General features: G+C 46.5%; 19 protein-coding genes. 13 read left to right on the forward strand and 6 right to left on the reverse strand.

Annotation, left to right across the window (positions count from 1 at the left end):
• The first annotated feature begins 34 nt into the window (after nucleotides 1-34).
• Nucleotides 35-2,893, forward strand: a complete 2,859-nt coding sequence (locus BQ5591_RS09870) for a bifunctional fucokinase/fucose-1-phosphate guanylyltransferase (RefSeq protein ID WP_262483113.1) — start codon at nucleotides 35-37, stop codon at nucleotides 2,891-2,893.
• A 107-nt stretch (nucleotides 2,894-3,000) separates the two neighbouring features.
• Here the strand turns inward: BQ5591_RS09870 and rlmH are convergent, their stop codons facing one another.
• A complete protein-coding gene (rlmH, locus tag BQ5591_RS09875) occupies nucleotides 3,001-3,474 on the reverse strand; it encodes a 23S rRNA (pseudouridine(1915)-N(3))-methyltransferase RlmH (protein WP_071149167.1) in 474 nt (157 codons plus the stop codon).
• Nucleotides 3,475-3,680: 206 nt separating this feature from the next.
• Here rlmH and BQ5591_RS09880 point away from each other — a divergent pair, with 206 nt between their 5' ends.
• The 8 genes from BQ5591_RS09880 (at nucleotide 3,681) to BQ5591_RS09910 (ending at nucleotide 9,063) form a co-directional block, all read left to right on the forward strand.
• Nucleotides 3,681-4,073: a DUF4783 domain-containing protein gene (locus BQ5591_RS09880; RefSeq protein WP_022164459.1), complete on the forward strand. Its 393-nt coding sequence runs from the start codon at nucleotides 3,681-3,683 to the stop codon at nucleotides 4,071-4,073.
• Nucleotides 4,066-4,914, forward strand: a complete 849-nt coding sequence (nadC, locus tag BQ5591_RS09885) for a carboxylating nicotinate-nucleotide diphosphorylase (protein ID WP_022164460.1) — start codon at nucleotides 4,066-4,068, stop codon at nucleotides 4,912-4,914. The genes BQ5591_RS09880 and nadC overlap by 8 nt, the downstream gene beginning before the upstream one ends.
• A 188-nt stretch (nucleotides 4,915-5,102) precedes the next feature.
• Nucleotides 5,103-5,654: an RNA polymerase sigma factor gene (locus BQ5591_RS09890; protein ID WP_071149417.1), complete on the forward strand. Its 552-nt coding sequence runs from the start codon at nucleotides 5,103-5,105 to the stop codon at nucleotides 5,652-5,654.
• Nucleotides 5,641-6,729, forward strand: a complete 1,089-nt coding sequence (locus BQ5591_RS09895) for an outer membrane beta-barrel protein (protein ID WP_071149168.1) — start codon at nucleotides 5,641-5,643, stop codon at nucleotides 6,727-6,729. The genes BQ5591_RS09890 and BQ5591_RS09895 overlap by 14 nt, the downstream gene beginning before the upstream one ends.
• A gap of 19 nt (nucleotides 6,730-6,748) precedes the next feature.
• Complete coding sequence (locus BQ5591_RS09900) at nucleotides 6,749-7,297, forward strand: DUF4943 family protein (protein WP_071149418.1); 549 nt, start codon at nucleotides 6,749-6,751, stop codon at nucleotides 7,295-7,297.
• Between the two features lie 12 nt (nucleotides 7,298-7,309).
• Complete coding sequence (locus BQ5591_RS22085) at nucleotides 7,310-7,525, forward strand: DUF4858 domain-containing protein (protein ID WP_317042565.1); 216 nt, start codon at nucleotides 7,310-7,312, stop codon at nucleotides 7,523-7,525.
• On the forward strand, nucleotides 7,479-7,991 hold the full coding sequence (locus BQ5591_RS09905; protein ID WP_317042566.1) for a DUF4858 domain-containing protein: 513 nt from the start codon (nucleotides 7,479-7,481) through the stop codon (nucleotides 7,989-7,991). Before BQ5591_RS22085 ends, BQ5591_RS09905 begins: the two co-directional genes overlap by 47 nt.
• A gap of 112 nt (nucleotides 7,992-8,103) precedes the next feature.
• Complete coding sequence (locus tag BQ5591_RS09910) at nucleotides 8,104-9,063, forward strand: NAD(P)H-dependent flavin oxidoreductase (protein WP_071149169.1); 960 nt, start codon at nucleotides 8,104-8,106, stop codon at nucleotides 9,061-9,063.
• Between the two features lie 143 nt (nucleotides 9,064-9,206).
• Here BQ5591_RS09910 and ald read toward each other — a convergent pair whose 3' ends face one another.
• Nucleotides 9,207-10,313 (reverse strand): alanine dehydrogenase, encoded by a 1,107-nt coding sequence (gene ald, locus BQ5591_RS09915; RefSeq protein WP_071149170.1) that lies wholly within the window; start codon nucleotides 10,311-10,313, stop codon nucleotides 9,207-9,209.
• 212 nt (nucleotides 10,314-10,525) lie between these two features.
• Here ald and BQ5591_RS09920 point away from each other — a divergent pair, with 212 nt between their 5' ends.
• From BQ5591_RS09920 to BQ5591_RS09935, 4 genes are all read left to right on the forward strand, one after another.
• Complete coding sequence (locus tag BQ5591_RS09920) at nucleotides 10,526-12,190, forward strand: M23 family metallopeptidase (RefSeq protein ID WP_113740858.1); 1,665 nt, start codon at nucleotides 10,526-10,528, stop codon at nucleotides 12,188-12,190.
• 69 nt (nucleotides 12,191-12,259) lie between these two features.
• Complete coding sequence (locus tag BQ5591_RS09925) at nucleotides 12,260-13,903, forward strand: C69 family dipeptidase (protein ID WP_071149171.1); 1,644 nt, start codon at nucleotides 12,260-12,262, stop codon at nucleotides 13,901-13,903.
• A gap of 105 nt (nucleotides 13,904-14,008) precedes the next feature.
• Entirely contained in the window at nucleotides 14,009-15,751 is a 1,743-nt protein-coding gene (locus BQ5591_RS09930; protein ID WP_071149172.1) for a phospho-sugar mutase, read from the forward strand.
• Nucleotides 15,752-16,082: 331 nt separating this feature from the next.
• Nucleotides 16,083-17,669: a beta-N-acetylhexosaminidase gene (locus BQ5591_RS09935; protein WP_071149173.1), complete on the forward strand. Its 1,587-nt coding sequence runs from the start codon at nucleotides 16,083-16,085 to the stop codon at nucleotides 17,667-17,669.
• Between the two features lie 131 nt (nucleotides 17,670-17,800).
• On the opposite strand, the gene BQ5591_RS09940 is transcribed toward BQ5591_RS09935, so the two are convergent.
• The 4 genes from BQ5591_RS09940 to BQ5591_RS09955 all read right to left on the reverse strand — a co-directional run bounded on the left by BQ5591_RS09940 (nucleotide 17,801) and on the right by BQ5591_RS09955 (nucleotide 23,797).
• Entirely contained in the window at nucleotides 17,801-19,468 is a 1,668-nt protein-coding gene (locus BQ5591_RS09940; protein ID WP_071149174.1) for a long-chain fatty acid--CoA ligase, read from the reverse strand.
• Nucleotides 19,469-19,546: 78 nt separating this feature from the next.
• Nucleotides 19,547-20,998 carry a potassium/proton antiporter gene (locus BQ5591_RS09945; protein WP_071149175.1) on the reverse strand — a complete coding sequence of 484 codons (1,452 nt, stop codon included), beginning with the start codon at nucleotides 20,996-20,998 and terminating at the stop codon, nucleotides 19,547-19,549.
• A gap of 45 nt (nucleotides 20,999-21,043) precedes the next feature.
• Nucleotides 21,044-22,435 carry a sensor histidine kinase gene (locus BQ5591_RS09950; RefSeq protein WP_071149176.1) on the reverse strand — a complete coding sequence of 464 codons (1,392 nt, stop codon included), beginning with the start codon at nucleotides 22,433-22,435 and terminating at the stop codon, nucleotides 21,044-21,046.
• A gap of 15 nt (nucleotides 22,436-22,450) precedes the next feature.
• Nucleotides 22,451-23,797 carry a sigma-54-dependent transcriptional regulator gene (locus BQ5591_RS09955; protein ID WP_071149177.1) on the reverse strand — a complete coding sequence of 449 codons (1,347 nt, stop codon included), beginning with the start codon at nucleotides 23,795-23,797 and terminating at the stop codon, nucleotides 22,451-22,453.
• Between the last annotated feature and the right edge of the window lie 277 nt (nucleotides 23,798-24,074).

The following is a 24,074-nucleotide window of genomic DNA, read 5'->3' on the forward strand; positions in this document are numbered from 1 at the left end:
TTTATTTTGCACTTACTTAACATTAGCTAATCTTATAGCCACTATGCAAAAAATGTTGTCTTTGCCGCCCAATTTGGTTTCGGCTTTTTATGAATTAGAGAAGGTTGACCCTAAGGAATGGTTCTGTACATCAGATCCTGTCGGTGTGAAATTAGGGTCGGGAGGTGGAACTGCCTGGTTACTCAGAGAGTGGGCTCGGTGCCGTCAGAATGCCGACAAAACTGAAAAACGTATTTTACTTCATGCCGGCGGGCAAAGCCGGCGGCTACCGTCGTATGCTCCTTCCGGCAAAATACTTACTCCTATTCCGGTATTCCGTTGGGCACGAGGACAACGGCTGGGGCAAAATCTACTTTCCCTGCAATTGTCGCTTTATGAAAAAATCATGGAGCGCGCTCCCGAAAAACTGCGTACGCTGATTGCCAGCGGCGACGTCTATATACGGGCTGAAGAATCTTTGCAGGATATTCCTGAAGCAGACGTGGTGTGTTACGGATTGTGGGTAGACCCTGTATTGGCTACTCATCACGGGGTGTTTGTTTCCGATCGTAAACAGCCGGAAGCTTTGGACTTTATGCTTCAGAAACCTACTTTGGCCGAATTGGGGCAGTTGTCAAAGACTCATCTTTTCCTGATGGATATCGGTATATGGATTTTGAGCGACAGAGCTGTCGATTTATTGGTGAAACGCTCCCAAAAGCCTGATGATGGTTCGGGAAAGCCTTATTCCGATTTGAGATACTACGATTTGTATTCTGATTTCGGATTGGCATTGGGCAATCATCCGCGTATTGCAGACGAGGAACTGAATGCCTTGTCGGTAGCGATATTGCCTTTGCCGGGAGGTGAATTTTATCATTATGGAACCAGTCGCGAACTGTTGTCGTCTACTGTTACGTTACAGAACAAAGTGTATGACCAGCGACAGATTATCCATCGGAAGATGAAACCGAATCCGGCTATTTTTGTACAGAATGCAGAGATACATGTCGGCTTTTCCTCGGATAATGATAATGTGTGGATAGAGAACAGCTTTGTAGGCGAACGTTGGAAGTTGGGCAAACGGCAGATTATTACCGGTGTACCATATAATAATTGGGAGTTGGAATTGCCAGACGGAGTTTGTGTGGATGTAGTGCCTTTGAGTGAAGCCCGTTGGGCTGTTCGTCCTTATGGATTCGATGATGTATTCAAGGGAGATTTGAAGGACGAGAAGACTATGTTCCTGGGAAAGCCTTTCTTGCGTTGGCTGGATGAGCGGGGACTTACAGCAGAAGGCTGGAGTAAGCGAACCGATGATTTGCAGGCAGCTTCGCTATTCCCGGTTGTGTCTGATGCGGAACAGATGGGGAAAGTGCTGAACTGGATGGTCACAGATCCAATGTCTAAGAAAGGGAAAGACATTTGGTTGCAGAGTGAACGTCTTTCGGCTGATGAGATCTCGGCACAAGCCGATCTTAGGCTGCTGTATGCACAACGTGAAAGTTTCAGAAAAAAGAATCTGGAGACTTTGGCTGCCAATTACGAGAAAAGCGTTTTTTATCAGTTAGATTTGGATGATATAGCCGGAGAATTTGCTCATTATGGGCTTCCTGCTCCTGAACTACTGCCTGATGATGCTCCGTTGATGCAGCGTATCCATAATCGGATGTTGCGTGCCCGCATAGAAAAGTTGGGTGGAAAAGATTTCAAGGCCGACGAACAGGGTGCGTTTGCCCTGTTGCGTGAAGGATTGTTGGCCGATATGTATGCGAAGAAGAGTCGCCCGCATCTCAATGTCTACAGTGACCAGATTGTATGGGGACGCAGTCCGGTCCGCATTGATGTAGCAGGTGGATGGACTGATACTCCGCCATATTCCTTGTTTGCCGGTGGCAATGTGGTCAACATGGCCATCGAACTCAACGGGCAACCTCCTTTGCAGGTGTATGTGAAACCTTGTAAAGAGTTGCGCATTGTGTTGCGTTCCATTGATATGGGAGCAATGGAGGTGGTGTCTACTTTTGATGAGTTGCAGGATTACAGACAGGTGGGTTCTCCTTTCTCCATTCCTAAGGCAGCTTTGGCGCTGGCAGGTTTTGTGCCGGCTTTCTCGGAAGTTACTTATTCTTCTTTGGAAAAACAGCTGGAAGCATTCGGTACAGGAATCGAAATCACATTGTTGTCTGCTATTCCGGCAGGTTCCGGTTTAGGAACAAGCTCGATATTGGCTTCGACGGTATTGGGATCGTTAAGCGATTTTTGCGGGTTGGCCTGGGATAAGAATGAAATTTGTCGGCGTACTTTGGCATTGGAACAGCTGCTTACTACCGGTGGAGGTTGGCAAGATCAGTACGGTGGGGTATTGCAAGGCGTTAAGTTGCTGCAGACCGAACCGGGCTTTATTCAGAATCCGTTGGTGCGTTGGTTGCCTGACCATTTGTTTACCCATCCTGAGTTCCGTGCCTGTCACCTTCTTTATTATACAGGTATCACCCGTACAGCTAAAGAGATTCTGGCTGAAATAGTACGTTGCATGTTTCTGAACTCATCTGTCCATCTGGATTTGCTTGCAGAAATGAAGACGCATGCTTTGGAAATGGCAGAAGCGATCCAACGGAACGACTTTGATGCTTTCGGACGGATGGTGGGTAAAACGTGGAAGCAGAACAAGGCTTTGGACAGTGGAACAAATCCGCCTGCGGTAGAACAGATTATAAACCTTATTAAAGATTATACGTTAGGTTATAAACTGCCTGGTGCCGGTGGGGGAGGCTATTTGTACATGGTTGCCAAAGATCCGCAGGCAGCATTGCATATACGTGAATTGCTGACTCAGCATGCTCCTAATCCGCGGGCACGTTTTGTAGAGATGTCGCTTTCTAATTTAGGCTTTCAGGTTTCACGCTCTTGAGAAATAAAAGTGCACTAACTGCTGCACTCACAGTGCAATAACTTGTGCACTCAGAGTGCAGTAGTTAGTGCACTGTCAGTGCACAAGCCATTGCACTTTTTTTTCCCTTATTCGTGGTGATAAGGGCCATTGTTCAGGATAGTCATGGCACGGTATATCTGTTCGACAAATATAAGGCGGACCATCTGATGCGAGAAAGTCATACGCGATAGTGAAAGTTTCTCCTGGGCAGCTTCATATACCCGCTGGGAAAAGCCGTATGGACCTCCAATGACGAAAACCAGGCGTTTGTTGACTGTATTCATTTTGCGTTTCATGTAGTCGGCAAATTCGATGGAACGCATTTCTTTACCTCCTTCATCCAGCAATACGACAACATCGCCAGGTTGCAATGCCTTCAGAATGAGTTCTCCTTCTTTTTCCTTTTGGATGTCGGTACTGAGGCTTTTGGTATTTTTCAGTTCGGGTATTACTTCTATTTCGAATTGCAGGTAACGTTTCGTGCGTTGTACGTAGTCGTTAATGGCTGTGATGAAATGTTGTTCTACAGTGCGCCCTACGACGAGTAATATTGTCTTCATAAGTTTCTGGTTTTGGTTGCAAAGATAGGGCTTTTTACCGATTTCACATATTGGGAGTATGTTCTTCGCTTGCTGGTAGGTTGTTTTTGGGGGCAAAATATAGAGAAATTATGGTGCGTTATGGCCTGTTTTATAAAGAATATAAGACTTTTTTCTTGTATTTTGGGATAAATGCTTACCTTTGCCTATCATTAATAATTGTGTAAATGAAAAAGCGAGTTATTTTATTGCTGGCTGGCTTTCTTGTTTGTTTGCCTATGCTTTTTGCTCAAGAGGTGCCAAATGCGCTTGTGATGGCCTTTAAAAAGGGAAATTCTCAGGAGCTTGGTAAATATTGGGGCAATGAGGTCGAACTGGTTATTCAGAAACATACCGAACGCGCAGACAAACGAACGGCAACGAATAAAATGGCCCGTTTCTTCTCTGGAAATCGAGTGAGTGATTTTCGGGTGAACCATCAGGGCAAACGCGATGAATCGAGCTTTATTGTGGGAACTCTGACAACGGCTAATGGCAAGTTTCGTGTAAACTGCTTCTTTAAAAAAACGGGTGACAAGTATTTAATACATCAAATAAGAATTGATAAGACAAATGAGTAAGGAACAAGAATTGATAGACAGACTGATTGATTTGTCTTTTGCCGAAGATATCGGCGACGGTGACCATACCACTCTTTCATGTATTCCCGAAACAGCAATGGGAAAGTCGAAACTTCTGATTAAGGAGGCTGGAATCCTGGCAGGTATAGAGATTGCTAAAGAAGTATTCCGTCGCTTCGATCCTACGATGAAAGTCGAAGTTTTCATTAATGACGGAGCTGAAGTGAAACCGGGTGATGTAGCTATGATTGTAGAAGGAAAAGTGCAGTCGTTGCTGCAAACCGAGCGCTTGATGCTGAATATCATGCAGCGTATGAGTGGAATTGCTACAATGACTCATAAATATGTTGAAAAACTGAAAGGTACAAAAACCCGTGTGCTTGACACGCGGAAAACGACACCGGGTATGCGTATCCTTGAGAAGATGGCAGTAAAGATTGGTGGAGGAGTAAACCATCGCATCGGATTGTTCGATATGATACTGCTGAAGGATAATCATGTCGACTTTGCAGGTGGTATTGACAAGGCTATTATGCGCGCCAAGGAATATTGCAAAGCGAAAGGAAAAGATCTGAAGATCGAAATCGAAGTGCGCAATTTTGATGAGTTGCAGCAAGTGCTCGACCTTGGTGGAGTAGACCGTATTATGTTTGATAACTTCACTCCAGAGATGACCCGAAAGGCTGTAGAGATGGTTGGCGGGCGTTATGAAACAGAATCTTCGGGTGGTATCACATTCGACACATTGCGCGATTATGCAGAGTGTGGTGTTGATTTCATTTCGGTCGGCGCTTTGACTCATTCGGTGAAAGGACTGGATATGAGCTTTAAAGCTTGTTGATAAATAGAAATATGTTTGGAACGTTTTGATACGTTATGACCTCCCATAAAAGATGCATAGCTAATGCAGATTTATGGGAGGTTTGTTCTTTAACTTCTTTTTAGATTTTATATTGCAGCATTGTCCCAGGTGTTGCGTCTAATTAACGGATGGCGCAAGGAAGAGGCGCCCGTAAAAGAGCATTGGTATTGGAAAATGAGATAGAGTTGGTTGAGGGCTGTAGAGCGGGTATGGATTCCGCTCGGAGGGAGTTGTATACTCTCTATTCCAAACAGATGCTGGCAGTATGCTACCGTTATACGGGTGATATGGATGCTGCTTATGACGTATTGCACGATGGGTTCATTAAAATATTTACCCATTTTACGTTTCGTGGAGAATGTGCTTTGGGTACATGGGTAACCCGGGTGATGGTGACACAGGCTATCGACTATCTGCGCAAGCAGCAACGCTTCAACCGATTAGTGGTGACAGAAGAACAATTGCCGGATATAGCCGATGAAACGGAGGTAGCTGAAGCCGGATCACGGCTGTCTGAAGAATTGTTGATGAAGTTTGTTGCCGAGTTGCCAGATGGATGCCGTACTGTATTCAACTTGTACGTGTTCGAAGAAAAGTCGCACAAGGAGATAGCCGAACTGCTTCATATCAAGGAACATTCGTCCACATCGCAACTTCATCGTGCCAAAAGTCTATTGGTAAAAAGAATTAAAGAATATATTGACCATGAGAGAAAATGATGAAATCACCGGTTTGTTCCGTCGTCGTCTTGAAGGCATGGAGATGGACGTACGCGATGGCTTTTGGGAAGATCTGCAAAACGATTTGCTCAAAGCACAAACTGTATCGGGGAAGAAGACTATTCCTTTCTCTCCTAGATTCTATCGTACAGTTGCCGCAGCTTCTGTCGTTTTTGTTTTGGGAGTTGCTTCTGCTGCTTTTTGGTATTTCTCTCCTAAAGAAGAAATCGAGCAGGCTTTTACAGAAGTAGCAACGTTGGCTCCTAAGGGAAGCTTGGATGGAGATATTGTACAGGAAACCTTTCCACCGGTTCGTCAGATGGCATCGGGAAGTCAGAATACAAGTCCGTTGAGACAGGCCAGTGCGACGCCTGCAGCTGTGGCTGAAGAAGATGAAAACGAAAATGTTTCGGTGAGAGTATCTATCACAATTACGCAACGACTTTACGGTAACCGCCAATCGCAGGGAGGAGGACATTATGCTCAGGCTGGTGGTCTGCACTACAAACCGTTATCCGGAAAATCCTCTGAACAAAAAGAAAATTCCTCTGTTTCTATATCGGAGGAAAAAGATAATAAGACTGAAGATGTACATGCTCCCGTTCGCAACTGGGCTCTGAAAGCTTCGCTTGGTACTTCTTTACCTAAGGGGGATTTTGCGGCACCTTTGACAGCTGGGGTTTCGGTTGAACGGAGATTGAACAAATACCTGTCTTTGGAAGCTGGGTTGCAGTATAATTACTTGCCGGTTGGTAAGTCGGTTGGCAACGATTTGCAGGCATTGGCAGTTCCGTTGCGGCTGAATGTAGCTTTGGCTACATTTCCAAAAGTAGATTTGTATGCAGTTGTTGGTGGAAGTGCAGAGAAGATTGTTAATAAAGGCTTTTCCGAAGATCCAGTTCGCCTTTCGGCTGTGGCAGGATTAGGAGTAGGCTATAAGCTTAATGAACGTTTGTCTTTGTTTGCCGAGCCTCTGCTTTCGCATCATTTTGCAACCGATTCCGAAGTCCGGAGCTTACGTAGTGAACGGGCGACCAACATGAATCTTCTGTGTGGAGTGCGTATGATTTATTAACCATAAATTTGAATGTATGATGAAAAACTTAAGAACTAAAATATATATGTATGGACGCATTCTGACGTTTGTACTCTTTATATTGACTTTTGTCTCTTGTGGCAAGGAAACATTGGACTTTAATAATCCGGATGTTGAACTGTTTGTCAAGCAGTTGAAGAACGGAAATTATTCGGCTGAAGGTACTGATGGTCTAAGTAAGTTTCCGCATTTTAGTCAGGACGATATAGATGATCTGTTGAAGTATGCAGACGATCTGACGGTTATCCCTTCCTTTCCTTTGGCTCCTGTATCCTATTCGGCTGGCGGAAAGTTGCGCTTGGGAGAATGTCTGTTGTGGACTGTAGAGACAATACGTCTGGGACATAATGCTTCTATGGGCTGTAAAATGGTTCATACGGATGCCGAGAATTATGAGGGTATCTACTTCTTGTCGGACGAAGAAGTGATTGATGCAGTGGCCCGCTATCGTCGTTGGTGGGAGGCACGCAAGTATCCGCGAACGATGTGGACAATAGATCCTTGCTATAACGAACCTCTTTGTGGCAGTGGATATATGTGGTGGTAATTTGATTTCCTTATGAAAACATTTTTGCTCGTTTTAGGGCTGCTGTTTACAGTAGCTCTCCCTTGTTATTCCCAAAACTGGACGGCACAGGACTCTTTGCGCTTACAGAAATTGTTGGATGGCGAGAAGCAACCGGAGCTGAATCCGGAGGCTATCGAAGAACTGTTTCACGGAAAAACTGATGGGAAATCAAAAGCTGTCAAAGCAGAAAAAATGGCTGGACTTTGATGAAACCTTGCCGACTGCTCCTAAGGTTTCTACAGAAAAAGTTGTGCTGACGTTGTATCCTTACAAACCTAATACACCCTATAATTGGGATCCTGTATATCAGAAGAAAATACATGTCGATAAAGACACCTGGCGAGGACCATTCTATCAGCTGAAGACACTGAAGACTCCTACCAATTGGGCTAAAAATCCGTTGGATGCCGGATTGCGTGAATCCGTGGAACAGATAGAGGCTACAGGTTTACGCTATCGGGCGACAGAACGGCTGAATAATATGATGGTGGGTACCTGGCAGAGCACGGCTGGCTGTGGTGTAGGAGGTTTGGACTTGATGTTGCCGTTTACCCGAGAATTCTGGAGTTTCAAAAAACGCAAGATCAGAAAGCGCACGCTGGAGGTATTGCGCACGTATGGAGACTCGATTACGGTATGGGAACGAAAAGATATGGATTCTGGTTTGAAGTAAGGTGGAAACTTTTTGCTGTTATTGTTTGTTTTTACTATAAATATGCTGGTATAAGCATGGAATGGTCAAGAAGATTATCCGATACATACATTTAATTTTTTTGTAGTGAGATATGAATAGAATAACTTCTCTTTTGGGAATTAAATATCCTATTATTCAAGGAGGAATGGTGTGGTGCAGTGGTTGGAGATTGGCTTCCGCTGTGAGCAATGCCGGAGGATTGGGACTGTTGGGTGCAGGATCCATGCATCCGGAAACCTTGCGTGAACATATTCGGAAATGTCAGGCTGCTACAACAAAACCGTTCGGAGTTAATATTCCCCTGATGTATCCCGAGATAGAAACGATCATGCAGATTGTGGCTGATGAAAAGGTTAGGATTGTTTTTACTTCTGCCGGTAGTCCCAAGAAGTGGACTGGATGGTTGAAAGAACGTGGTATAACAGTGGTGCATGTTGTCTCATCATCACGTTTTGCCGTTAAAGCTGAAGAGGCGGGTGTTGATGCTATTGTGGCAGAAGGTTTTGAGGCTGGTGGTCATAATGGACGGGAAGAAACGACTACCTTGTGCTTGATCCCAGCCGTGCGAGCAGTAACATCGCTGCCATTGATAGCTGCCGGAGGAATAGCAACCGGAAGAGCTATGCTGGCTGTGAGAACACTGGGAGCCGAAGGCGTTCAGATAGGAACGCGTTTTGCGTTGACTGCAGAAAGTTCGGCCAGTGAAGCTTTCAAGAATTACTGTTTGCAATTGGAAGAAGGAGATACCCGTTTGATGCTGAAGAAACTTTCACCGGTTCGTCTGGTACGGAATAAGTTTAGAAGTGACGTGGAGGTTGCCGAAGCAAAAGGTGCAAGTGAAGAGGAACTTCGTTTGTTATTGGGACGAGGACGTGCCAAGTTGGGTATGTTTGAAGGAAATCTGGAGGAAGGTGAACTGGAAATAGGGCAGGCATCTTCTTTGTTGTGTGGTAAGGGAATCCAGACAGTAGAGGAGGTAGTAAACGACTTGCAGAAAGAATATGCTGAAGCATGGGATGAGATACTTAAAAGCAAAGATGCCCTGATCTGAAAAGCAGGAGAAATTAAGGTATAAGACATTAGTCTGTATGCAAAGAAATACACGGATTGCAACTAACAACGATGAGTGTTGGGAAGCATCCGTGTATTTTTTATGTTTCGAGAAAACGTCTGGTTGGATAAACAGCGTATCTCTTATAGTTCAATAGTCTCGTATTTCAATCCGAATACGTCAGCCACTGCTTTGTAGGTGACTTTGCCTTCTACAATGTTCAGTCCGAGTGCCAGTGACGGATCTTCTTTGCAGGCTTGTTTCCAGCCTTTGTTGGCTAACGCTACAGTATACGGCAGAGTAGCGTTGGTCAAAGCCATAGTCGAAGTAAAAGGTACGGCACCGGGAATATTGGCTACTGCATAATGTACAATTCCGTCTATTATATAAGTAGGATCACTGTGGGTAGTGGGGTGTGAGGTTTCGAAACAGCCTCCTTGGTCAATGGCTACATCCACCAGCACGGTTCCCGGCTTCATCAGTTTCAGCATATCTCTGGTTATCAGATGCGGTGCCTTATCTCCAGGGATAAGTACAGAACCTATTACCAGGTCGATGTTAGGCAACTCTGTCACAATGTTGTGCATGGACGAGTAGAGTGTCTTGACATTTTTAGGCATTATTTCGCTGAGGTATCGCAAGCGGGCAAGATTTATGTCAGTGATCATGACTTCAGCTCCCATACCGGCTGCGATTTGGGCGGCATTGGTTCCGACAATACCTCCTCCCAGCACAAGTACTCTTGCCGGGCGTACTCCTGTAACTCCTCCCATGAGTTTGCCTTTTCCGCCCTGGGGCTTTTCGAGGAAGTGTGCACCGACTTGTGTGGCCATACGTCCGGCCACTTCACTCATCGGAGTAAGCAAAGGCAGCGAACGGTCTTCTTTTTCGACTGTTTCGTATGCAATGCACACAGCCCCGCTCTCTATCATGGCTTCAGTCAGCACTCTGTCGGCGGCAAAGTGGAAGTAGGTAAATACAACTTGTCCCTTCTTGATGAGTTTATACTCAGGTTCGATAGGTTCTTTAACCTTGACAATCATATCGGCAATAGCATATACCTCGTCAATCGAAGGAAGAATCTTGGCACCTACGGCCTGATAGACGTCATCGGTGAAGCCGCTATTTGCACCGGCATTGGTCTGTATATACACTGTATGCCCTTTCTTCACCAGTTCTGCAACTCCTGCAGGGGTCATTCCTACACGGTTCTCATTGTTCTTAATTTCTTTGGGTACTCCGATAATCATAACCTTTAAGTTTTAAATATGAGGTTAAACATGGCTAAAGATACTGATAATTCTGATATTTTGTTATTTGTGAAGTGTGTTGTATAGCATATATGCAGCTTTTTGCTTGCAAAATGATTAATCGGCATTTGCATACGAGTTTTTTTCATTACTTGAATCTTTCTTTTTATATTTGCCGTACGTTTAAGTATAAAAAATAATTGTTTGTTGTAATGAACGGAAATCTTAGGTCTATTCTCTTTTTATTGGTAGGGTATAGCTTTTTTGTGCAGACGAAAGCACAAGATGTTTTATTCCACCCTCCTTTTGATTTTCCGATTGTGTTTTCCGGAAATTTTGGTGAGATACGGGCCAATCATTTTCATGGGGGACTGGATTTTAAGACCGGTGGAGTGACCGGTAAGCCTGTGCGTGCATTGGCGGATGGATATATCTCCCGAATTCGTGTTACTCATGGGTCGGGATATGTGCTTGATGTTGTTTACGATAATGGTTATTCTACTATCAACCGTCATCTTAGTGCTTTTGTAGGCGAAATAGCCCGTAGGGTAGAAGAACTGCAATATAAGGAAGAAAGCTGGGAAGTGGATATAACTCCCTCACCTGACGAATATCCGGTAAAAGCCGGACAAGTCATTGCATTGAGTGGAAATACGGGATATTCGTTCGGACCTCATTTGCATCTGGATGTTTTTGAAACATCAACCGGAGATTACGTCGATCCGTTGCCCTTTTTTAAAAAGAATGTAAAAGATCATACAGCACCACGTGCACAAGGCATTATGGTGTTTCCTCAGCCTGGCTGTGGAGAAGTAGAAGGGAAGCAGACACCGACCGCATTTTCCATGCAACGTCTGGGAAAACCCATTGTGGCTTGGGGATGGATTGGCTTGGGAATTCGTGCTTATGATTATATGGAAGGGGCACAGAATCGTTATGGAGTGCATACGGTGATCCTGAAAGTAGATGGAAAAGAAGTATTCCGCAGCGTGGTCGACCGTTTTGCTTACGAAGAAAACAGGTACATCAACTCGTGGACGAAAGGACAATATATGAAATCGTTTATCGCTCCTGGCAATCGTTTGCGCATGTTGCATGCCTCCAATGACAGTCGCGGACTGATAAATATAGATGAAGAACGTGCCTATCAGATTGTTTATACATTGATGGATGCGTTGGGCAATACATCCAAAGTACGCTTTACTGTGCAGGGAAAGAGGGCTGAGATTGCCATGATGCCTCCTTATCCGGAGAAATATGTTTTTAAGTGGGATAAGACAAATTACCTGCAAGAGCCGGGAATGGAACTTGTGGTGCCTCGTGGAATGCTTTACGAGGACGCCCGACTGAATTATGCCATATATGCCGACAGTGCTGATATTTCCTATACCTATCAGTTGAACGATGTCGTAGTACCTTTGCATGACTATTGTGATTTGAGCATCGGTCTGCGACATTATCCGGTAGACGATATGTCGAAATATTACGTGGCCCGTGTGACTTCTAAAGGAGGAAAGTATGGTGTAGGGGGCAAGTTCGACGATGGATTTATGAAAGTTCGTATACGCGAACTGGCTACCTATACAGTAGCAGTTGATACGGTACCTCCGGTTCTGACTCCGGTAGGGCAAGGACAATGGGGGCGTACGGGGCGCATCGTGTTTAAGGCCAAGGATAAGGAGACCGGTATCAGCAGTTATCGGGGGACCATTGATGGGAAATACGCATTGTTTGGCAAACCTAATTCTGTCAGTGGAAATCTGGTTTGCGAACTGGATCCCAAACGGGTGAAGAAAGGAAGCAGGCATGTGCTGGTAATGACCGTTACGGACGGTTGTGGAAATAAGACAACCCGTCAGTATCATTTTGTATATTAAGTGCTGTTTCAGGTATGTGTATTATCTGGGAGTTAAATCAAATATATCGATTAAATAAAAAAGTAAAGTATGAAAAGTAAAAGACTGATTCTTTCCGTCTCGTTGGTGCTAACAGCTGTAGTCAATGCGCTGGCTTGTACCAATCTGATAGTTGGGAAAAATGCCTCGGCTGACGGTTCTACCATTGTTTCTTATTCTGCCGACTCCTATGGCTTGTTCGGCGAGTTGTATCATTATCCGGCAGGTGTACATAAAAAAGGTACGCTGATTGATATTTATGAATGGGATACCGGCAAATATCTGGGAAAGATAGAACAGGCCCGTCAGACTTATAATGTGATTGGAAATATGAATGAATTCCAGGTAACTATCGGAGAAACGACCTTTGGAGGACGTCCGGAACTGGTAGATACTACTGGAATAATAGATTATGGCAGTCTGATATATTTAGGGTTGCAACGTTCGCGTACAGCTCGTGAAGCAATCAATGTGATGACAGAATTGGTTGAGGAATACGGTTATTACAGTAGCGGTGAGTCGTTTACTATTGCCGATCCTAATGAAATATGGATTATGGAAATGATCGGAAAAGGCCCGGGTGTGCGTGGTGCTGTATGGGTAGCTGTACGTGTGCCGGACGACTGTATTTCGGCACATGCCAATCAAAGCCGTATTCATCAGTTTGATATCGAAGATAAAAACAATTGTATTTATTCTCCGGATGTGATATCTTTTGCTCGCGAAAAAGGCTACTTCAATGGAGTGAATAAAGACTTTAGTTTTGCCGATGCTTATGCTCCGCTTGATTTTGGCGCCCGTCGCTATTGTGAAGCCCGCGTGTGGAGTTATTTCAATATGTTCACCGATCGTGGAAATGAATTTCTCCCTTATATCGAAGGAAAGAGTGATACACCGATGCCGCTTTACGTAAAGCCGAACCGGAAGATTTCTGTACAGGATGTAAAGAATGCCATGCGCGATCATTACGAAGGTACTCCGCTTGACCTAAGCAAGGATTTTGGTGCAGGTCCGTATCACACTCCTTATCGTCTGTCTCCACTCGATTTCGAAGTCAATGGGGTGAAATACTTTAATGAACGTCCTATCTCTACACAGCAGAGCGGTTTTGTATTTGTAGCACAGATGCGCTCAGACATGCCCGATCCTATTGGTGGCGTACTTTGGTTCGGAGTAGATGATGCCAACATGACAGTGTTTACACCTGTATACTGCTGTACCGATAAGGTTCCTGTATGCTATACACCTGTTGATGGTGCAGATTATATTACTTTCTCCTGGAATTCTTCTTTCTGGATATTCAACTGGGTGGCCAATATGGTATATCCGCGTTACGACCTGATGATTGATGACGTCCGGGCTGTTCAGACTGAACTGGAGACGACATTCAATAACGCTCAGGAAGGTGTAGAAGCTGCCGCCGTCCGTTTGCTGGAAACCGATCCGGTAAAAGCCAAACAATTCCTGACCAATTATACGAACATGACAGCCCAAAGTACATGGGAGACTTGGAAGCGTCTTGGTGAATTCTTGGTTGTGAAGTATAACGACGGTGTGGTACGTCGGATGAAAGATGGAAAGTTTGAGCGTAATGCCATTGGACGGCCCGCTGGTGTTACTCGCCCCGGATATCCGAAAGAATTTTTGGAAGAATATGTGAAGCAGACAGGCGACAGATATAAAATACCTGAATAATTTGTTAATTCATTTTATGTGTTTATCTTTGTAGCAAACAAGTTTTGAATATATCTGTTGGTAAAGAGCATATGAATTGTAAAATCTTTAAATAAATTTTGTATTATGGAAAATCAAGAACTGATTAAGCAGGTGACTGAGAAAGCTGAACAGTGGCTTACCCCGGCTTATGATGCCGAAACTCAGGCCGAAGTAAGAAAAATGTTGGAAAACCAGGATAAGACAGAACTGATCGAAAGTTTTTATAAGGATCTGGAATTTGGTACAGGTGGATTGCGTGGCATTATGGGAGCCGGAAGTAATCGCATGAATATCTATACAGTGGGTCTGGCTACTCAGGGATTGGCCAATTATTTGAATAAATGTTTTGCAGGAAAAGGTCAGATTTCAGTAGTCGTAGGTCACGATTGCCGTAACAACAGCCGTAAGTTTGCAGAGATTTCTGCTGATATTTTCTCGGCCAATGGCATTAAAGTCTATTTGTTCGATGATTTGCGTCCTACTCCGGAAGTATCGTTTGCTATCCGTCACTTGGGTTGTCAGAGTGGTATTAATATCACGGCAAGTCATAACCCGCGCGAATACAATGGCTATAAAGCTTATTGGGATGATGGCGCCCAAGTATTGGCACCGCACGATACTGCAATTATTGATGAAGTGAACAAAGTAACTGTAGCTGATATCAAATTTAACGGAAACAAAGATCTGATTCAGATTATCGGTGAAGATGTTGATAAGGCTTATCTGGATAAGGTACATTCAATCTCTATCGATCCCGAAGTTATCAAACGTCAGAAAGATTTAAGCATTGTTTATACTCCTCTGCATGGTGCAGGCCGTGCCTTGATTCCGGCTTCGCTGAAGTTGTGGGGATTTGAGAATATCCATTGTGTAGAGTCTCAGATGGTGAAGGACGGTAACTTCCCGACAGTCGTTTCGCCCAATCCGGAAAATGCAGAAGCTCTGACGTTGGCTATCAAGTTGGCAAAGGAAATTAATGCTGACATTGTAATGGCGAGCGACCCGGATGCCGACCGTGTAGGTATGGCATGTAAGGACGACAAGGGCGAATGGGTACTGATTAACGGTAACCAGACTTGTCTGTTATTCCTTTATTATATTATTAAGAACCGTTTGGCTACTGGTAAGATGCAGCCGGGCGACTTCATCGTGAAGACAATTGTAACTACCGAGCTTATTAAGGCTGTGGCTGATAAGAACAAGGTTGAGATGCTCGACTGCTACACCGGATTCAAGTGGATTGCCCGTGAAATCCGTTTGCGTGAAGGCAAGCAACAATACATTGGCGGTGGTGAAGAAAGCTACGGTTTCCTGGCCGAAGACTTCGTGCGTGATAAAGATGCAGTTTCTGCTTGCTCTTTGCTGGCCGAAATCTGTGCTTGGGCTAAGGATCAGGGTAAGACACTGTACGATATCTTGATGGGTATTTATGTAGAATACGGTTTCTCGAAGGAAACTACAGTAAATGTGGTAAAACCCGGTAAGAGCGGCGCCGAAGAGATCAAGGCCATGATGGACAACTTCCGTGCTAATCCTCCTAAGGAAATCGGTGGATCGAAAGTCTGCGTGATAAAGGACTACAAGACATTGAAGATGACTAATGCAACTGGTCAGGTGACCGATCTGAATATGCCTGAATCTTCCAATGTTCTTCAGTACTTTACCGAAGACGGAACGAAGATTTCTGTTCGTCCGTCGGGAACAGAACCTAAGATTAAGTTCTATATTGAAGTAAAAGGCGAAATGGGATGTCCGAAATGTTATGCAAGTGCTAATGCCGAGGCTGAGAAGAAAGTTGAGGCTGTTCGTGCTTCTTTAGGCATCTGATAGAACTCTGATATTATTTTTCCCCTCCTGCAGCCTGTTTTTTTACGGGTTGCAGGAGGGATTTTTTTTGTCCGTAGTTAGGGTTCCTAAAGTCCATAGTTACGTCGCTAAAGTCTATAGTTATGCCGCTAAAGTCCATAGTTATGACACTAACGTCCATTATCTGGAAACAGTTGTTCGGTTAGGTTATTCTTTTAGATTTTATCTGTATTTTTGTCATGCCTGTTAAGCCGTTGTTCAGTATCGTTTATCCGTGTTTGCTGACTCTTCGGGCGCGGCAGGAGTGAACCCTTACTATGTGGAAAACAACATTTAGAAAAATCAATGTGACATGAAGATCAGAAATTTAGAAAGAAGAATCGTTATTGTGGCAATGGCATGCCTGTTCAGCTTGCCGATGGTGTCTCAGGTTTCTTTATTCCCGACGCCGGTAGAGGTCCGGAAAGCAGAAGGGCATTTCATGGTTGGAAGGAATCTTCAGGTTGGCAGCAACGGAGGATATGCAGCGTTGCTGGCCGGGAAGTTAGGCGAGGAACTGAAAGAGGTATCCGCAGATACCCGGGCATCGGGAGAGGTATTTCTGGAACTGAATGAACTTGCCGGTTTGCCTGATGAAGGCTATACGATGGAGGTAACTCCTGCCAAGGTTGTTTTGAAAGCTTCGTCGGCAGCAGGACTGTTTTATGCTAAAGAGACATTCCTGCAGTTGGCTGAGACGGCTGGAGGAAAAATCAGATGTTGCAGGATTGCAGATGCTCCGCGGTATTCCTGGAGAGGCTTTATGCTCGACGAAAGTCGTCATTTCTTTGGTAAGGAGAAGGTCAAGCAGTATCTTGACATGATGGCTTCGCTGAAGTTGAATGTTTTTCACTGGCATCTGACTGACGAACCGGGCTGGAGAATCGAAATCAAAAAGTATCCGAAGCTTACCTCCGAAGGCGCTGTAGGAAACTGGCACGACCCGAAGGCACCGGCTCAATTCTATACCCAGGACGATATACGCGAAATAGTGTCTTATGCTGCCGAGCGTCATATCATGATTCTTCCTGAATTTGATATGCCCGGACATGCTACAGCCGTCTGCCGTTCCTATCCCGAAGTGTCCGGTGGAGGTGAGGGAAAGTGGGAAGGTTTCACTTTTCATCCCTGCAAGGAAGAAACCTTTGAGTTTATCAGCCATATTTTCGACGAGATTATTTCCCTTTTTCCGTCGCCCTATATCCATGTAGGTGGCGACGAAGTGCATTTCGGAAACCAAAGCTGGTATACCGATCCGGAGATTCAGCAGTTCATCAAGGACAAGAATCTGGGCAATGAGGTAGGACTTGAGCATTATTTTATCCGTCGGATAGCCGACATGGTGGCTTCGAAAGGAAAGACCATGATTGGCTGGGATGAGATTGTGGATGCAGGCGTGTCACCCGAGAAAGCTGTAGTCATGTGGTGGCGTCACGACAGAAAACATCAGCTTGTAAAGGCCTTGGAAAACGGCTACAAAGTCATTATGACCCCGCGCCGACCGTTGTATGGTGACTTTGTGCAGTACGGTCAACATACGGTAGGACGTTTCTGGGATGGCTATAATCCGATAGAGGATATTTGCCGTTTCCCTGAACCGATCATACATTTGGCACAAGGCTATGAAGATCAGCTGATGGGCCTTCAGTTCAGTATGTGGACCGAGCGTGTGGCCGATGAGAAGAGACTTGACTTTATGACGTTTCCCCGTCTGGCAGCTGTTGCCGAGTCGGCATGGACACCGGCAAAAAAGAAAGACTGCAGCCTGTTTATGCAGAAGCTGCCCAAATTCCTGAAACTGCTTGATCGGTTAGGCATTTACTATTTCAATCCTTTTCAGCCGGATGCTACTCCCGAACCGGATGCACCCGATAAAGACGATGTGCTGAAGAACGGCTGACCCGAACAGAGCTGAAAAGAAAAACTGCACCGGACTCATAGAATCGAATGTCTACAGTCCGGTGCAGTTTTTATATATGGCGGATTACCAGAAAAGCTTTGCAGCATGTACTGATAGGAGGAAAGGAGTGATTATCCTTTTGCTTCCTGATACATGAAACGCTTGATGCTTTTCTTCGCAGTTTTCTCAAACTCTTCAAAGTGAATCTTGACTTTCGTTATCTGGCAATAAGCAGGCAGTTGCTGGTTCAGTTCTATCCGGTTGTTTTCCATGATGCCTTCGATGTCTTTCTGTTGCAGGCCATGCGCGAAAGCGTCGTCGAAGTCGGGATAGATAAGTGCTACAAGTTTGTCTTTCTGCAGGACAACCAGCGACTCGGATACATAAGGCATGTTGTTCAGTTTGCTTTCTATTTCCTCCGGATAGATGTTCTGTCCGCTGGCTGTAAGCAACATGTTCTTGCTGCGTCCTCTGACGGTGACGTAACCGTCTTTGTCCATGGTGCCCAGGTCACCGGTGTGCAACCAGCCGTTCGCGTCGATGATTTGCGCTGTGGCTTCCGGATTTTTATAGTAACCCAGCATCAGGTTGGCTCCGCGGCAGACGATTTCGCCTGCTACATGTTGCGGGTCGTTGGAGTCAATCTTGACTTCCATTCGTGAAGTTGCTTTGCCGCAGGAAGCCAGTTTCAAGGTTTCCCAACGGCTCGAACAGATGATAGGACCGCATTCTGTCATACCATAGGCAATGGTGTAGGGGAAGCCGATGGATTTCAGGAAGCGTTCGACATCGGCATTGAACGGTGCTCCTCCGATGATGATTTCGTCAAAGTTGCCACCGAATATTTCCATTGCCTTCTTGCGGGCATCGGCCTTGATGTGGTCGTTGATGATGGGCATCCGCAGCAGCAGTTTTCCAATACGGTTGTCGACACGAGGCAGAATATCTTTCTTAATGATTTTCTCGACAATGAGCGGTACACAGGAGATGACCCGTGGCCTGATTTCTGCGAAAGACTGTGCGATAATCTTGGGCGACGGCATACGGGTAAGAAAGTACAGATGGGCGCCGGCTGAGAATCCGTACAGGAAATCATATACCATACCGAATACATGTCCCAACGGAAGCATGGATACGATGTGGTCGCCCGGGCGAACGGGCAGCATTTCGTGGCAATAGGCTATGTTGGACCACAGGCTGCGATAGGGCAGCATGACTCCTTTCGAATAGCCTGTTGTGCCTGATGTATAGTTGATGACCGCCAGTTCTTCGGGTGAAGCCTCTTTGCGGTAGCAGATATGTTCCGGACGGAAATTCTTGGGGTAGCGTTGCCCGTAGATGGCATTGCGATGCTCGAATGCTTCCATCAGCCGTTCGTCGCGGCAGACTACCGGGTTGAAGTCCGGCATCAGCACAATGCCCAGCAGCAGCGGCATGGCGTCTTCGTTCAGGTTTTCCCATATCTGGTCGCCGACAAACAGCAGCTTGGCTTCGGAGTGGTTGACAATGTTGTGTATGTTGTCAGCCTTGAATTCGTGAAGTATGGGGACAATGACTGCACCATAGGTCAGGGTTGCAAGAAAGGCCACGGCCCAATGTGCGCTGTTGCGTCCGCAAACGGCAATCTTGTCGCCGGGCTTAATGTTGGCACTTTCCAATACGATGTGGAATTTGGCTATTTTCCGGGCAACATCTTTGTATTGCAATGTGGCGCCTTTATAATCTGTCAGGGCATTTCTGTCCCAGTTTTGTATGATGCTTTGCTCAATGTAGTCAATGAACTGCTGTTTCTGTTCCATTTGTTAAATCGGCACACTTTAGTTAAAACCGTGCAAATATAGGGCTTATACCAATGCGAAACAAGCAGTTCATGTTTTTTAGTTTTTACTTTTCTCCGAAATGAGCAGTAGCTTATCGCCTACATGCAGCTTCAGGCTTCCATTGGGAATGAGGTATTCGTCGCCTCTTTTTACAATCATCACCAGTGTTCCCTGAGGCAGGTTCATGTCTTTCAGGGTGTCGCCCTGTGCCAGTATTTCCGGAGTGACGGTCATATCTTTCAGGTCGGAGTCTATTTCATCGGGCAGTTCCACACCGAAGTCGTTGCCTGTTTTGGGCATCGGGATGGAGAGGCCCAGCAATCGGGCAGCCCGCGATACGGTAGTTCCCTGGATGATGAGCGAGACGATGGTGATGAAGAAGACAATGTTGAAGATGGCATCAGAGCCCGGCACATTGGCTACTACGGGATAGGTGGCAAAAATAATGGGAACAGCTCCGCGCAGTCCGACCCATGAGATGAACAGGCGCGATTTGAGCGTTATTTTTTTGCCGAAAGGCAGCAGGCAAAGGAAGACGCTGAGCGGACGGCCTATCAGAATCATGAATACACCGATGAGCAAGGCCACGCAGGCTACTTCGAGCATTTCGTGCGGGTTGACCAGAAGTCCCAGGCACAGGAACATGATGATCTGGAACAGCCATGTCAGTCCGTCCATAAAGGTATATATTTCTTTCCTGTACATAATCTTGGCATTACCCACCATCATACCGGCTATGTAAACAGCCAGATAGCCGTTCCCCTTCAGCAGGTCGGTAAGGGAGAAGGTGAAGAACACGAATGCCAGCAGCAGAATCGGATAGAGCGCTTGGTTATCGATGTTGATTCTGTTCAGGATGAGGATGGCCAGTTTTCCCAGCAGATAGCCGGCGCCGGCTCCGACGATGAACTGCACGATGAACGAGCCCAGTATGTGTGCCGTTTCCATCCCCGACGACTGGATGAACTGTATCAGCACGATGGTAAGCATGTAGGCCATCGGGTCGTTACTTCCGCTTTCCAGTTCGAGCATGGGACGCAGGTTGTGCCTCAGGTTTATCTTCTGCGAACGCAGTATGGCGAATACGGAGGCCGAATCGGTCGAAGACATGGTAGCGGCCAGCAGCAGGCTGGTGATAAGCGGGAAGTGAATGTTGGTCCAGCTCATGCCCGAAAGCCACCAGATGAAGAGTCCGGTGAACAGGGCTGTAAGCAGTACGCCTGCTGTTGACAATACGATGCCCGGCCACAGGATGGGGCGAATCTCGCTTATCTTGGTATCCATACCTCCCGAAAACAGGATGATGCTCAGGGCAACCATACCGATGAACTGTGCCTCCTGTGCATTGTGGAACTGCAATCCCAGTCCGTCGCTGCCAAAGGCCATGCCCACCATGAGGAAGAGCAACAAGGCTGGTACTCCGAAACGGTAGCCGGTCTTTCCGACAACGATACTGACAAAAAGTAAAATAGAACCGATAAGAAGGATGTTTTCTGCTGTAAAAATCATGTTGTTGAATAATAAATTGTTAGGAGAATACAAAGATAGCAAACTTTAGTTGAATTTTAAAACAAAGGTGGTTTTTTTTCCGGGCAAAAGGGAAATGCTGCCACCCGACAGGCGCATGATTTGTCTGGATATGCTTAAGCCGATGCCGCTTCCGCCCTCTTTGGTCGTGAAGAAGGGGATGAAGATGTGTTCGGCAATCTCCTGAGGAATCTGTGGCCCGTTGTTCGAAATCTCTATGAATATGGCTTCGGAGTCGTTGCAATAGGCGCGTATGCGTATGCAACCCGTGTCGGCTTCCTTGTTGGGAGATGACTCGATGGCCTGTATGGCATTTTTCAGAATATTGATGACGACTTGCGCTATCAGGTTCTCGTCGGCATAGATGATGAGGTCCTCGGGGGCGACATCGGTCTGGAATGTGATGTGTGCGTCGGGATGCTGGTGCCGGGCCAACTCGATCATTCGTGTAATGAATCCTTTGGCGTAGAACAGAGATGGCTCCGGCGTCGGGATTCGGGTGAACTTCCGGTAGGTTTCGACAAATGCGAGCAATCCCTTGCCGGTACTGCTGATGGTTTGCAGTCCGTTGCGTATTTCTTCTTCTACCGTTGGGGTTGAGGCTTCGTCCGCTTTGCCCGGTTGGGCGACAAGGTGCAGCAACGTATCGCTGAGCGAGGTGATGGGAGTCATTGCATTCATGATTTCGTGTGTCAGGACACGGGTGAGCCTGATCCACGAATCGATTTCTTTTTCGTCCAGTTCGTTGTTGATGTCGTTCAGGGCAAGAATGCGCAGAGACTCGTCGCGAACCACTATACCGCTGACGCGTACGGACAGGTTGACCGTGCCGCGCTCGTTGCTGAAAGCAATCTGCAGTTTGTCGCCCGGGCGGCATTGGCTGATGGTGTCCGTCAGTCGGGAGTCCACGCGGCTAAGCTGCTTGACGTGGGTGAACACATTGATGCCCAGCAGCCGTAGGGCTTCATCGTTCTTTTGATAGACAGCTCCGTTTTCGTTCAGCACTACGATGCCGGTGTTGACACAGCCCAGAATCAGCTCGTAGTATTTCTCCTTTTGGATGGTTTCTTTTTTGACGTTGTGCAGGATGCATGCCACTTTGTTCAATGCCCGGTTGACTATCCGGTTTTCCCGGTTGTGGTCGTCCTCGTTGAAGTGGATGGAGTTGTCATTGTTTTCAATGGCATCGAGCAGAAAGAGTACGTTGCGTATGTGGCGGCGGTAAAGCCGGTGTTGCCAGTATAGGGCGACGGGCAAGAGGGCGGTGAACACAAGGGCCCAAAAGGTAGGATTGAGGAACCTTGGCAGGGGCAGGGGATTCCACAGAAGCGTTGCCCAGAAGAAACCTGCCATGAAAGTCACCAGCAGACTGACGCCCACCCGGAACGGATAGTATTGTCTTGGATCTTTTTCCTTCATTCGCGTAACAGTTTGTTAGAGTCCGAATTTCTTCATTTTATTGTATAGGGTCTGGCGGCTGATTCCTAATTGGGCGGCTACGGCAGACAGGTTACCGTTGCAGCTGTCCAGTGCTTTGCGAATCATCTTGAACTCCATTTCTTCCAAGGTCGAGGCCGGCATTTCCGGGCTTTTCTCCTGATGGGAGGTCAGTTGAAACAGTTCGGCAGGCAAGCAGGTGTCATCGCAGATGATGACGGCCTTTTCGATGGTGTGTTCCAGTTCGCGGATGTTGCCATACCAGGGATGCTGCTTCAGCTTGGCTTGGGCGCTTTCGGTGAGGCTGACCAGTGGCTTGTCGTAGCGTTTGCAGAAGCGGGTAATGAACATTTCGGCCAGCGGAACAATGTCTTCGGGGCGTTGCCTGAGCGGCGGGATTTCCAGATGTATCGTGTTGATTCTGTACAACAGGTCTTCGCGGAATTCGTTCCTTTGTACCATGTCCTGAAGATTGCGGTTGGTGGCGCAAATTAGGCGGATGTTGACAGGAACCGGGGTGTTGCTGCCTACACGGACAATGCTGCGGCGCTGGATGGCTGTCAGCAGTTTGGCTTGCAGGTGATAGGGCAGGTTGCCTATTTCGTCCAGGAAGAGGGTACTCTGGTCGGCCGATTCAAACTTGCCGGCACGGTCGGCATGTGCGTCGGTGTAAGCGCCTTTGATGTGGCCGAAAAGCTCGCTTTCGAACAGACTCTCGGTGATGGCCCCCATATCTACGCACACCATTTCGTGCTGGTGGCGGTGGGACAGTCGGTGTATTTCGCGTGCCAGCATTTCTTTGCCGGTACCGTTTTCGCCGGTTATCAGTATGTTGGCATCGGTTGCGGCGACTTTTTGTACTAACAGCTGCAAGTGCTTCATGGCGGGACTTTCTCCCCAATACATGCTGTCTTTTTCTGTTTTCGGTTTTTTCCGGTCGGTGTTGTTGGCCGGTTGCCCGTCTTCTATGGCACGTATCAGGGTTTCGATGACTTTGCGGTTGTCCCAGGGCTTGACGATGAAGTCGGCCGCTCCCTCCTTCATGCCCCGTACGGCTAAGTCGATATCGGCATAGGCAGTGAAGAGTATAACGGGCAGCTTGGGGACAGCCTTTTTAATTTCGTGCAGCCAGTAGAGCCCTTCATTGCCCGTGTTGATGCCTGCTGTGAAATTCATGTCGAGCAGGATTATTTGCCATTTTTCCTCGTTGATGACGGAGGGCAGTGTGACAGGCGAAGAAAGTACTTTTATGGTATCGAAGTAGGGCTTTAGCAGTAATTGCAATGCTGCGAGTACTCCCTGGTTGTCGTCAACTATGAGAATCTTTCCGTATTTTCTGTTCATCCTTATTTCTGGTAAGCTTTGTTTATTCGGGCTTCGCGAGCCATATGCTTGGAGAGCCTTTACAGAGAGGGTAAAAGTACGAATTAAATCTGAAACGCAAGCTTTGTCCGGAGGATATTTTCGGCGCTGGGCCGGAAGTTGCCCGATTGCGGCACACGCGGCTTTGCTTTTTATTCTCCAACCGCAGGTTTCCGTCAGGGATAACAGCGGGGGTATGTCCGTATTCCCGTGGGGTTATGTCCGTATCCTCTTGGGGTTACGTCAGTTCCCTCAAGGG

It is taken from the genome of Bacteroides ndongoniae (assembly GCF_900108345.1).
Taxonomy (GTDB): domain Bacteria; phylum Bacteroidota; class Bacteroidia; order Bacteroidales; family Bacteroidaceae; genus Bacteroides; species Bacteroides ndongoniae.

Excerpts from the sequence above, each read along its gene's own strand:
- BQ5591_RS09905 (WP_317042566.1), top strand. The coding sequence starts at position 7,479 with ATGGGAAATCAAAAGCTGTCAAAGCAGAAAAAATGGCTGGACTTTGAT.
- BQ5591_RS09925 (WP_071149171.1), top strand. The coding sequence starts at position 12,260 with ATGAAAAGTAAAAGACTGATTCTTTCCGTCTCGTTGGTGCTAACAGCT.
- BQ5591_RS09900 (WP_071149418.1), top strand. The coding sequence starts at position 6,749 with ATGAAAAACTTAAGAACTAAAATATATATGTATGGACGCATTCTGACG.
- rlmH (WP_071149167.1), bottom strand. The coding sequence starts at position 3,474 with ATGAAGACAATATTACTCGTCGTAGGGCGCACTGTAGAACAACATTTC.
- nadC (WP_022164460.1), top strand. The coding sequence starts at position 4,066 with ATGAGTAAGGAACAAGAATTGATAGACAGACTGATTGATTTGTCTTTT.
- BQ5591_RS09930 (WP_071149172.1), top strand. The coding sequence starts at position 14,009 with ATGGAAAATCAAGAACTGATTAAGCAGGTGACTGAGAAAGCTGAACAG.
- BQ5591_RS09945 (WP_071149175.1), bottom strand. The coding sequence starts at position 20,998 with ATGATTTTTACAGCAGAAAACATCCTTCTTATCGGTTCTATTTTACTT.
- BQ5591_RS09910 (WP_071149169.1), top strand. The coding sequence starts at position 8,104 with ATGAATAGAATAACTTCTCTTTTGGGAATTAAATATCCTATTATTCAA.
- BQ5591_RS09940 (WP_071149174.1), bottom strand. The coding sequence starts at position 19,468 with ATGGAACAGAAACAGCAGTTCATTGACTACATTGAGCAAAGCATCATA.
- BQ5591_RS09895 (WP_071149168.1), top strand. The coding sequence starts at position 5,641 with ATGAGAGAAAATGATGAAATCACCGGTTTGTTCCGTCGTCGTCTTGAA.
- BQ5591_RS22085 (WP_317042565.1), top strand. The coding sequence starts at position 7,310 with ATGAAAACATTTTTGCTCGTTTTAGGGCTGCTGTTTACAGTAGCTCTC.
- ald (WP_071149170.1), bottom strand. The coding sequence starts at position 10,313 with ATGATTATCGGAGTACCCAAAGAAATTAAGAACAATGAGAACCGTGTA.
- BQ5591_RS09920 (WP_113740858.1), top strand. The coding sequence starts at position 10,526 with ATGAACGGAAATCTTAGGTCTATTCTCTTTTTATTGGTAGGGTATAGC.
- BQ5591_RS09935 (WP_071149173.1), top strand. The coding sequence starts at position 16,083 with ATGAAGATCAGAAATTTAGAAAGAAGAATCGTTATTGTGGCAATGGCA.
- BQ5591_RS09950 (WP_071149176.1), bottom strand. The coding sequence starts at position 22,435 with ATGAAGGAAAAAGATCCAAGACAATACTATCCGTTCCGGGTGGGCGTC.
- BQ5591_RS09955 (WP_071149177.1), bottom strand. The coding sequence starts at position 23,797 with ATGAACAGAAAATACGGAAAGATTCTCATAGTTGACGACAACCAGGGA.
- BQ5591_RS09880 (WP_022164459.1), top strand. The coding sequence starts at position 3,681 with ATGAAAAAGCGAGTTATTTTATTGCTGGCTGGCTTTCTTGTTTGTTTG.